Here is a 10,159-nt window from a genome sequence, read left to right as displayed (position 1 = left end):
GCCTGAACGAGTTCAACGAACGCTTCTTCAGGACCGGCGAGGACGTGCGCGACCGCGTCAACCTGAAATTCCTCGGCTACCTGCCGACGATCGGCGGCAAGCTCGGCAAGGAAGAAAAGCCGGGCGAGACCCAGGTGGACGCCAAGACCACCCAATCGCTGTCTTCAGCCGAAAAGCGGGCGCGCATGCGGGTCAGCATCGATTCTCCAGCCTCGATGTTCTCCGAAACGCTGCGCAGCGCCAAGATCGCCTTCGACGTCGTGATGGAAGGGCAAGGCAGCCGCGTCATCGGCATCATCTCGGTGCTTCCCGGCGAGGGCAAGTCGACGGTCGCGGCAAATCTCGCCGGCTTGCTTGCCGCCAATGGCTCCAAGACGCTGCTGATCGACGGCGACTTGCGCAATCCCGGCCTCAGCCGAGGCCTTGGCATGGAAACCGAGCAGGGCTTGATGGAAGCGGTGGTCGGCGGCCAGACCTGGCAGTCCGTCGGCAAGATCGACAGGCAGACGAAGCTGGCGATCATCCCGGCGGTGCTGCGCGGTCACTTCTCGCATACCAGCGAACTTCTCTCCTCGGCCGGCATGCGGCGCTTCATCGAGAACGCCAAGGAGACGTTCGAATACATCGTCGTCGATCTGCCGCCGCTCGGACCGGTGGTCGACGCCAAGGCCTTCGCGCCATTGGTCGACGGTTTTGTACTGGTCACCGAGTGGGGGCGCACCCCGCGCGCGATGGTCAGGTCGATGCTGGAATCCGAACCCTATGTCGCCAACAAGATCGTCGGCGCGGTGCTGAACAAGGTCGATTTGAAGAAACTGGCCAAATACGGCTCGTTCGGCGGTTCGGAAAAATTCTTCGATAAATATTCGAGCTACTATCTGGAAAAGTCGGAAGTGCGCGGCAAGGCGCCGGTCTGACGTCGACCTTTGCGCGAGTGGGTCCACTCTGAAGTGTATCGATCTTCAGGCCAGCACACCTGAATATCGTTGCGCGTCAGGAGAAGATCAGCCTGCCTTGCTTGTCGGCGATCCTGACGGCGGTCAGGCGTCCGCTCTGGAAGGCGGCCGTGTCGATGCCGAGCCGGCGCCCTTCGAGCTTCGGGACATCCACCGGCGTATGCCCGTGCACCACCCAGCGGTCGAGCAGGTGCGTTGCCTCGAAGAAGTCCGAACGGATGTTGATCAGGTCATGGTCGGTTTGCGCCGCAAGGTCGACGCCGGGCCTGATGCCGGCGTGGACAAACACGAACTTCCGCGAACGGACCATGATCGGCAGCCCGCGCAGGAAGCTGACGTGATCGTCCGGAATGATCTCCCTTATGCGCCGGTCGATCTGCGCGCTGCTCCCGTAGAGGCTGGTGAGGCGCGCCGGATCGATGCCATAGGAAAACAGGGTTTGCAGGCCGCCCGTCGCCAGCCAGGGTTCGCGGGACAGATTTCCGTCGAGATAGTTCAGCATTGCCACTTCGTGGTTGCCCGCAAGACAAATGCGCTGAAATCCTTTCGGCGGCGGCGCCAGGAGGTGATCGAGCACCCGCGCCGACTGAAACCCCCGGTCGATGTAGTCGCCAAGCATGACGATGATCTTGCGGCTCTGGAAGCGCAGCGAATCGAGCAGGATCTTCTGCTCCAGCGCGCGGAGTTCCTTGTAGCAGCCATGCACGTCGCCGATCGCATAGACGACAGCGTCCTGCATATCGATATCGAGGCGCGGACGCGCCGCGATGCGGGGTTTTCGCTGGAACAGGGTCACGTGCCGGGCGTCTCGAGGCAAGCTCTCATGCCGAAGGCATAAGTGCCTGTTATCATGCCCGAAACGAAGAATTCCGCAATCGTGGAAAATGCAGCTGCGCCGGGTCGGCACCGCCAATGCATGTCGCTCGGAAGTGAGCTCCGTTTTGGGAGAGCGATCCGTGGAACAAAGGCCTGGGGTGGGCCTGAATCCGCTCAGGCGCGACATGCTTTAGGTCGGCGGCCGGGCCGGTCTGCCGGACCGTCGTCAGGCTGCCTTAAGCCGATAACGGAAAACGGTATGGTCGAGCAGCAGCCGGATGCGTGGTTCGGCCTCGGTCGCCACTAGCCAGCTTGCCGCGATCATCGTCGCGCCGACGACCGCCATCGAGAACAGATGCGGCAGACCGGCGCGGACCAGGATGCCGAGCAGGGCCGCGCCGACGACATCGTGCAGCAGGTAGAGCGGATAGGTCATCAGCCCGATCCGGCGCCAGCCGCTCCAGGAGAGGTCGAGCCGCAGCGACCACGCCATCAGCGCGATGCCTATGAGGAAGATGAGGATCGGCGGGGCGAAGGGCATATCACGCCCGACCTTCAGGATATGAACGTCGACCGAACTGGCGATCTGCAGCACACCACCGGCCAGGAACAGGGCGCAGAAGGCTAGGCGGGCGGCTGTCACCGCCTTGAAGCGCATCAGCCACAGCATGACGCCGGTGGCGAAGAACACGCCGTGATGCACCAGAAGCAGGTCGAGCGTGCGTGTTTCGGCAAGGTCGGCCCAGTCGAGCGGGCAGTAGAGGCACCAGAACAGCGCGCTGACCAGGCCGATGGCGAGCGCCACAATTTCCATTAGATGGAAGCGGCCGAGCCGCAGCAAGGTCCAGACGACGGCATAGAAGGCGATCTCGATGCCGAGCGTCCAGTAGACGCTGTCCACCCATGGCGCGTAAGGGGCGAACAGGCCGGTGCGGACGAGCCTGACGACGGCATCGGTCGGCCAGCTGAGGCCGACGATCAAAAGCACCGCCGCAGTGACCGGCGCACAGATCCACACGGCCGGCGCCAGCCGTTTCACCCTGGCTTCGAAAAACCGCAGGGGTGTCGACCTTTCGGCGCTGAAGGCGATGACGAAGCCGCTGATGACGAAGAAGATCTGGACGCCGACCCAGCCGGATTCGACCCAGGCGCCTATTGCCGGCTGCGGGGGAACGCCGCCCGTGGCGCGCGCCGAAACACCGTCAGGATACGCCCACACCCAGAAGCCATAGTGGTAGACCATGACCATGACGGCGGCGAGAAAGCGCAGGATGTCGACGCCGCCAAATGTAATCTTCTGCTGAGCCATGCGACCTTTGTCGATGGCCCCCCGCGAACGACTTTAGGGTGCATTGCTGCGTCGCACAATAAAAGTATTGCTTGCCGATCGAAAAGGTCGTCCGCGGCCCACCTTCAGTGGCTCAAAGGCCGATCCCACGTTCCTTCAGCGCCGCAGTGATCTCGTCGAGGATGACCGGATCGTCGATGGTTGCCGGCATGGCCCATTCCTCCTTGTCGGCGATCTTCTGCATGGTGCCGCGCAGGATCTTGCCCGATCGCGTCTTGGGCAGGCGCTTGATCGTCACCACCGTCTTGAAGGCGGCGACCGGGCCGATGCGTTCGCGCACCAGGCCGACCACCTCGTTCTCGATGGAGCCGATATCGCGGGTCACACCCGCATTCAGCACCACGAAGCCCAGCGGAACCTGGCCCTTCATGGCGTCGGCAATGCCGATGACCGCGCATTCGGCGACATCGGGATGGGCCGAAAGCACCTCTTCCATGGCGCCGGTTGACAGGCGGTGGCCGGCGACATTGATGATGTCATCGGTGCGGGCCATGACGTAGAGATAGCCGTCCTCGTCGACCATGCCGGCATCCGCCGTCTTGTAGAAGCCGGGGAACTCGTCGAGATAGGCTTGGCGGAACCGTTGATCGGCATTCCACAGCGTTGGCAGGCAGCCGGCCGGCAGCGGCAGTTTGATCACCACATTGCCCAGCGTGCCGCGCTTCACCTCATGGCCAGCATCGTCGAGCACGCGGATGTCGTAGCCGGGCATCGGCACGCCGGGCGAGCCGTATTTCACCGGCAGCAGGCCAAGGCCGGCGGGATTGATCGTCATCGGCGAGCCGGTCTCTGTCTGCCACCAATGGTCGACCACAGGCACATTCAGCTTCTGCTCCGCCCATTTGATGGTTTCCGGGTCGGCGCGCTCGCCGGCAAGAAACAGCGTGCGGAACTTCGAGAGGTCGTGTTTGGCAATGAACTCGCCCTTCGGGTCCTGCCCCTTGATGGCGCGGAATGCGGTCGGCGCGGTGAACAGCGCGACCACGCCATGCTCCGCTATCACCCGCCAGTAGGTGCCGGCATCGGGCGTGCCGACAGGCTTGCCCTCGAACAGGATGCTGGTGCAGCCATGCAGCAGCGGTCCGTAGACGATGTAGGAATGGCCGACCACCCAGCCGACATCGGATGCCGCCCAGAACACCTCGCCCGGCTTGACGCCGAACTCGTTTTCCATCGTCCATTTCAGTGCGACCATATGGCCGCCATTGTCGCGCACGATGCCCTTGGGCTGCCCGGTCGTGCCCGATGTGTAGATGATGTAGAGCGGATCGGTGGCAAGCACCGGCACGCAGTCGACATTGGCGCCCGCTGCCCGTTCGCGGGCGACGGCATCGGCGTAGTCGATGTCGAAATGCTCCTTCAACTCGCAGCGCAACTGGTCGCGCTGCAGGATCAGGCAGGCGTCCGGCTTGTGGCGGGAGATCTCGATCGCCTTGTCGAGCAACGGCTTGTAGGCAACGACGCGGCCTGGCTCCAGGCCACAGGATGCCGAAATGATCAGCTTCGGCCTGGCATCGTCGATGCGGGTGGCAAGCTCATGCGAGGCGAAGCCGCCGAAGACCACCGAATGCACCGCGCCGATGCGGGCGCAGGCGAGCATGGCGATGGCCGCCTCGGCCACCATCGGCATGTAGATGATGACGCGGTCACCCTTGCCGATGCCGCGGTTCTTCAGCACCGAAGTCAGCGCGACGACCTCGCGCTTCAGCTCGGCATAAGTGAACTTTTTCACGGTTCCGGCAATCGCACTGTCATGGATCAGCGCGATCTGGTCGGCGCGGCCGCCGGCGACGTGGCGGTCGATGGCATTGTAGCAGGTGTTGCAGGTGGCGCCGGTGAACCAGCGGCCATAGACACCGGCATTGGCGTCGAACACCTTGTCCCAGGGCGAATACCAGTCGATGGCGCCGGCCGCATCCGCCCAGAATTGTTCCGGATCGCGTTTCCAGCCTTCATAGACCTCGTGATAGCGTGAAGCCATCCATACCTCCCCGGGAAATGTTTTTCTTCCTTCCAGATAGCGCGCTCTACCCTTGGCCGCAAATCCACGCCATTGTGACGACGGCATCGACCTGGCGCTTGGGGGCAAGCAGTTATGAACTGCGAGACGGGACTGGGGTGGTGATGTCTGCTGCTGTGCGGATCATCGGGCGCTTTTCGCTATCATCGGTCATGGGCGCCGTACTTGCTATGTCCACCGGAACCGCTGAAGCCGGCGATGCCGCGGCACGGCACATCATCGGCTTTTCGCCGGATGGCGCTTATTTCGCCTTCGAGCAATATGGAACGCTCGACGCCGGCGCCTCGGACTCCGGCTGGTCTGAGATCGACGTCATCGATACCCGTACGGATCGGTTCGTTGGCGGTAAGCCGATCCTCGTCGTCGATGAGACGGAGGAGGCGACACTGACGCTGGAGCAGGCGAGGGCGCAGGCCGCCGCTCAGGCGGCGCCCATTCTCGCCCATTATGCAATCACATCCCCAGCCGAGCAGACAGCGTCCGACAAATTCACCTTTCCGGGTGAAATGGTTGCCTACAACGACATCTCCCGCCTCGAACAGGTGTCGCAGAAATGGCTGTCGCCGCTCCATGGCGAAACGGGCGTTTCGACCATCCAGCTCGACGAGATCCTGGCAGCCAGCACGAGCGATTGTTCGGCGAGTTTCGCAACGACGGAGCAGCGCGACACATCTGGCAAGGCACTCGGCTTCCGGCTGACGCTGCAAGGCCAGGACGGCAAGCCGTTCAAGATCCTGCACGAGGACAAGACCGTGCCGGGCTCAAGAAACTGCCCGACCTCCTACAGCCTGTCGGAATCCTACGAACTTACCCCGGCCGGCAAGCCGGCGGTGATCGTTGTGCTGGTGCAGCGTTTCAGCCAGGGTTTCGAGGGGCGCGATCGCCGCTTCCTCGCGGTGACCGGGGAGCCACGCTGAGAGGTCACGCCCAAGCGCTGGCAGCCGATCTGTCTGAAGGTTGTTTCTAGATCGGCAGGGCCACAAGCATGAGGCCAATGCCGCCAGCGATCAAAATGGCTGTCGCCAGCGCTTTTCTATGACGTTCGAAGCTCGTCGGAGCTCGCTCCCAATTGTAACGCATACGCTATCTCCCCAATACCCAGGCAGGTTTTACCTTACTTAGGGGAAGAAATGCAACGTCCGCTGCCGGCAGCCCGCTGTTTGTCACGTTTCATCGATAACTATTTCTGGGCCGAATGCGGCCGGGAAGACGCAACCGAGCAGGTTCTAACGCGACTGGCGCGGAGAATCTGTCAGCAAGGCCGTTGGTCCGTGCACCGGGCTCCCGTGATCGGCCGATAGACAGCGCTCCACCTCCGCGCTATCTGATTTCCGGGATGAGCATGGCTTGGAGGGGGCGTGGTGGAAATAGTCTCTGGAACCGTTCTGCGGCTGGCCGAGGATGCCTCGGTGCAGCATGTGGGCGATGGCGCAGTCGTGCTTTTGGCGCGCAGCGGCCAGCTCTATACATGCAACGGCACGACCGAAGCCTTTCTCGACAAGGTGGACGGCGCGCGCAACCTCGACCAGATCGTCGACCTGCTGTGCGAGGAGTTCGAGGTCGACAAGGGGACGCTCGATCAGGACATGGCGGCACTGGCCACGGATCTGATCTCGGAAGGTATCCTCGCCGCGCCAGGTGCTTGATGGCTGACGGCCCGCTCCTGCGCGCTCTTTTTCGCTGCCATCTCTGGGCGAGCGCGCGGCTGATGCCGGTCCTTGTCACCAACCGGAGCTTCGAGGAGGTGCTCAGATGGGCGCCGCTCGCCTCGTCGACGCCCTATCGCGGTCTGCCGTCCGCCTACATCGTCGAGAGCGTCAACCGCACGGTCCGCCACCCCTGGCTGATGCGTGACCGCAGGTGCTTGAGGGAAGGTCTGCTCGGTCATCGTTTCCTGCGACTAGCCGGCTTCGATCCGGACCTGCGCTTCGGCGTCGAACCGCAGTCGATGCAAGCGCAGCGTCTATCGGCGCATTGCTGGGTCTGCCTCGACGGCAAGCCGGTGGTCAGCGACAAGCTTCCCGGCATGGTCGAGATCTATCGTCATCATGCCGATGCCGTAAAGGCGCGTCCCGCTTGACCAGACCTTCAGCCTGCTATGGCCTCAACGGCCTGATCCTTGGCATATCGGCCGAGCGCTCCGAGCTGTGGCAGGATTTCGACCGGATGCTGGGCAGCCTGCGCATAGGGGAACCCGTCGCGCCGGACTTTCGTCTTGAGATCACCGAAACAGACACGCTGGACGAGACACCCAATGGATCCCTGGTCTTCGATGGCGAGGTGCCGGAGGATGGTCCCTGCCGGATGATCGAGGATGGCGGCATTGTCCATCTGGTCTTTCCCGGGCGCCAAACCGTTGCGATCAATGGTGGGGAAGGTTGGGCCGAACTCCGGATTAGCACCGGTACGAAAGCCGCCTGGACGCCGTCGATGTTGGTCCTGGATGCCGCGCTCGACGCCGGTGGCCAGCATATGCTGCATACGGCCGGGCTGACCTTGCCTGACCGCGATGCGGTGGTGCTGATCCACGCCCCGAGCGGCACCGGCAAGACCACGACGTCGCTGGCGCTGGCAACACAGGGCTTTGGCCTCTGCTCCGACGACGCCATGATCCTGAATGTCGCTTCGGGCAAGGTTGTAGCCTGGGGCTTGCCGCGCGCCGTCAAAATCCACCGGAAGACTGCCGAAATGATCCCGCAGGTGGCGCCATGCCTTGGCCAGACGTGGGATCGCAACGGCGAACAGCCGGTCTCGTTAGAACGGTTGGGCGGTATCATCCGGGTGGAAAACGCATCCGCCCGGCCGGTGGCGGCGCTTCTGCACCTGGCGCGTTCCGCCGACGGGCAGACCCGGCTCGTCGCCATGGCCAGGACCGACGCGATGGTGGCGCTGGCAGTCGACAATGTCCGCACCGGCATGACCGGGCTGCTGCCGATGCAGAAGCGCAGGCTGGCGACCATCGCCGGGCTGGTCAATGCGGTGCCGACCTTCCAGCTCGAAGTAGGCGCGCGCCCGGCTGACGCTGCGGCGCTGATCCGCGGCACCCTGGATTGACGTCAAGTCAGGCTACTTGCGGCCTGGCCTTGGCCAATCTCTGAATCCACCGGAAGGCGTCGCGGCGCAGGCGCGAGCCCAGTCTGTCCCTGGAATTGACGCCAAGCAGCGTATTCGTTGTGATCAGCCGCCTGGCCAGCCGTATGGAGAGGTCGGGCTTGATGCGGCCGGCGAGTTCGAGCGCGCGGCTCTCGTCGAACAGCTGGCCGGTCACATTGAGCACGATTGCCAACTCCAGTTCGATGCCGGTCATACGGGCAGCGTCGAACAGGCGTGCTTCCGCTTCGGGTGATTGCAGCGCCCGCACGCCTTGCAGCACGTCCACGCAAAGCTGCAGGCGGTGGAATTTGTGGCCGCCGGCGGCGTGCACGATGGCGATCGTTAGAAGAGCCGCCGGCGTGTCCGTGGCTTCGCCGTCGATGGCGCGCAATTCAGGGAAACCCAGCGACAGGCGCCGCCGCATGCCGGTGTCATGCACGAGGTCGCCATGCAGTTCGACCAGCAGGCTGGAATTCTCTTTTTCCAACCATTTGAATTCCTGCAATTCGTAGGATTCGGCCTCGTTGCTGCCAAGCTCGAAGCCGCATGCCGCGATCACCTGGTTTGCCCTGGCCAGATTGGCGGGTTCGACCAGGATGTCGATGTCGGTGAAGGGCCTGTCGGCGACGTTGCGGTAGAGCTTTCGCGCGAAGACGGGTCCCTTGACGATCCGCGCCGGAATATTGTCCGCCGCCAGTCCCTTCATGATGCGGTCGCCATGATACTTCAACAGCATCGACTGGCCGGTGGCGATCGTTGCCTTCTGGCGCAGATCCTCCAGCTTGCCGTGCAGGTCGGCATCCGCTGGCAGCCGCGCGTCCCCGCTGAGCTTGCGCAACATGATCGGCAGCACGCCGTGAAACTCGGCATTGTCGAGCAGCGCCGTCAGCGTCTTTGCCGACAAATCTTCGCCGCCTGCCGCCGCCTCGGGGTCAGCGAAGCGCAGCAAGAGTCTTTCTTGGGCGGAAGTAAGCGGTGGCAGCATCAACCCAGCTAGCATTGCGAGCAAGTCAGGAATGGTTGCAGAAAAGCCTAATGTAAGCCAGCTTTTACATGCCCCAGCGCAGCGCCGCAGTGTGTACCGGCGCGTCCCAGAATGCGGTCGTCTCGTCGTCGAGCATGGTCAGCGTGATCGAGCAGCCGGCCATATCGAGCGAGGTGACGTAGGAGCCGACCAGCGAACGGGTCACCGTCACGCCATGCTTCTCGAAGATTAGCCGTGCGCTGTTGTACATCAGATAGAGTTCCATCAGCGGCGTGCCGCCGAAGCCGTTGACGAACAGCAGCGCCGGGCCTTTCGCTTTGTCGCCGAGATCGCCGAGGATCGCGGCGCAAATCTCCTGCGCGATCGCATCGGCGCTTTTCAGCGCATCGCGCCGGCGGCCGGGCTCGCCATGGATGCCGACGCCGAACTCCATCTCGCCGTCGCCGATATCGAAAGTCGGCTTGCCCGCCGCCGGCACGGTGCAACTGGTCAGCGCCACGCCCATCGAGCGGGTAGCAGCGTTGACGCGGTCGCCAAGCGCCTTCAGCGACGCCAGAGCCAGGCCATGTTCGGCCGCCGCGCCGACGATCTTTTCCACCACCAGCGTGCCGGCGACGCCACGCCGGCCCGTCGTATAGGAAGAATTCTCGACCGCGACATCGTCATTGGTCACGATCTGCTGGACGCCTTCCGACATTTCGGCCGCCATCTCGAAATTCATGACGTCGCCCTCATAGTTCTTGACGATGAACAGGCAGCCGGCGCCGGTGTCGACGGCCTCTGCCGCCGCCAGCATCTGGTCCGGTGTCGGCGAGGTGAACACCTGGCCGGGGCAGGCGGCGTCCAGCATGCCGTGACCGACAAAGCCGCCATGCAGCGGCTCGTGACCGGAACCGCCGCCGGAGATCAGCGCCACCTTGCCCGGCCGCAAGGTCTTGCGG

At 63.5% G+C, this 10,159-nt stretch carries 10 protein-coding genes; 5 read left to right on the top strand and 5 right to left on the bottom strand.

The features are described 5' to 3' along the window. Positions 1-917, top strand: a 917-nt coding sequence (locus ENZ75_RS09650; RefSeq protein ID WP_128278056.1) for a polysaccharide biosynthesis tyrosine autokinase, incomplete at its 5' end; no start/stop codon positions are given. 76 nt (positions 918-993) lie between these two features. Here the strand turns inward: ENZ75_RS09650 and ENZ75_RS09645 are convergent. The 3 genes from ENZ75_RS09645 to ENZ75_RS09635 form a co-directional block, all read right to left on the bottom strand. Continuing rightward, complete coding sequence (locus tag ENZ75_RS09645) at positions 994-1,752, bottom strand: metallophosphoesterase family protein (RefSeq protein WP_013528097.1); 759 nt, start codon at positions 1,750-1,752, stop codon at positions 994-996. 246 nt (positions 1,753-1,998) lie between these two features. Then, on the bottom strand, positions 1,999-3,081 hold the full coding sequence (locus tag ENZ75_RS09640; RefSeq protein ID WP_063169889.1) for an acyltransferase: 1,083 nt from the start codon (positions 3,079-3,081) through the stop codon (positions 1,999-2,001). Positions 3,082-3,193: 112 nt separating this feature from the next. After that, positions 3,194-5,101, bottom strand: a complete 1,908-nt coding sequence (locus ENZ75_RS09635) for a propionyl-CoA synthetase (protein WP_063169890.1) — start codon at positions 5,099-5,101, stop codon at positions 3,194-3,196. Between the two features lie 209 nt (positions 5,102-5,310). Between ENZ75_RS09635 and ENZ75_RS09630 the strand changes: the two genes are divergently transcribed. From ENZ75_RS09630 to ENZ75_RS09615, 4 genes are all read left to right on the top strand, one after another. Then, positions 5,311-6,057 (top strand): DUF2259 domain-containing protein, encoded by a 747-nt coding sequence (locus ENZ75_RS09630; protein WP_244514258.1) that lies wholly within the window; start codon positions 5,311-5,313, stop codon positions 6,055-6,057. 444 nt (positions 6,058-6,501) lie between these two features. Continuing rightward, positions 6,502-6,786 (top strand): PqqD family protein, encoded by a 285-nt coding sequence (locus tag ENZ75_RS09625; RefSeq protein ID WP_013528093.1) that lies wholly within the window; start codon positions 6,502-6,504, stop codon positions 6,784-6,786. Next, complete coding sequence (locus ENZ75_RS09620) at positions 6,786-7,220, top strand: lasso peptide biosynthesis B2 protein (RefSeq protein WP_063169891.1); 435 nt, start codon at positions 6,786-6,788, stop codon at positions 7,218-7,220. The genes ENZ75_RS09625 and ENZ75_RS09620 overlap by 1 nt, the downstream gene beginning before the upstream one ends. After that, positions 7,217-8,194, top strand: coding sequence for a hypothetical protein (locus tag ENZ75_RS09615; RefSeq protein ID WP_063169892.1), 978 nt, complete (start codon positions 7,217-7,219; stop codon positions 8,192-8,194). Before ENZ75_RS09620 ends, ENZ75_RS09615 begins: the two co-directional genes overlap by 4 nt. Before the next feature lie 7 nt (positions 8,195-8,201). On the opposite strand, the gene ENZ75_RS09610 is transcribed toward ENZ75_RS09615, so the two are convergent. Then, positions 8,202-9,218, bottom strand: a complete 1,017-nt coding sequence (locus tag ENZ75_RS09610) for a nucleotidyltransferase family protein (protein WP_063169893.1) — start codon at positions 9,216-9,218, stop codon at positions 8,202-8,204. Between the two features lie 64 nt (positions 9,219-9,282). Further along, on the bottom strand, positions 9,283-10,159 hold an 877-nt coding region (dhaK, locus tag ENZ75_RS09605), incomplete at its 5' end, for a dihydroxyacetone kinase subunit DhaK (protein WP_128278054.1).

The sequence above is a fragment of the Mesorhizobium sp. M7A.F.Ca.CA.002.04.1.1 genome (genome assembly GCF_004022805.1).
GTDB lineage: Bacteria > Pseudomonadota > Alphaproteobacteria > Rhizobiales > Rhizobiaceae > Mesorhizobium > Mesorhizobium ciceri.
This window is presented reverse-complemented; position numbering and strand designations above follow the sequence as displayed.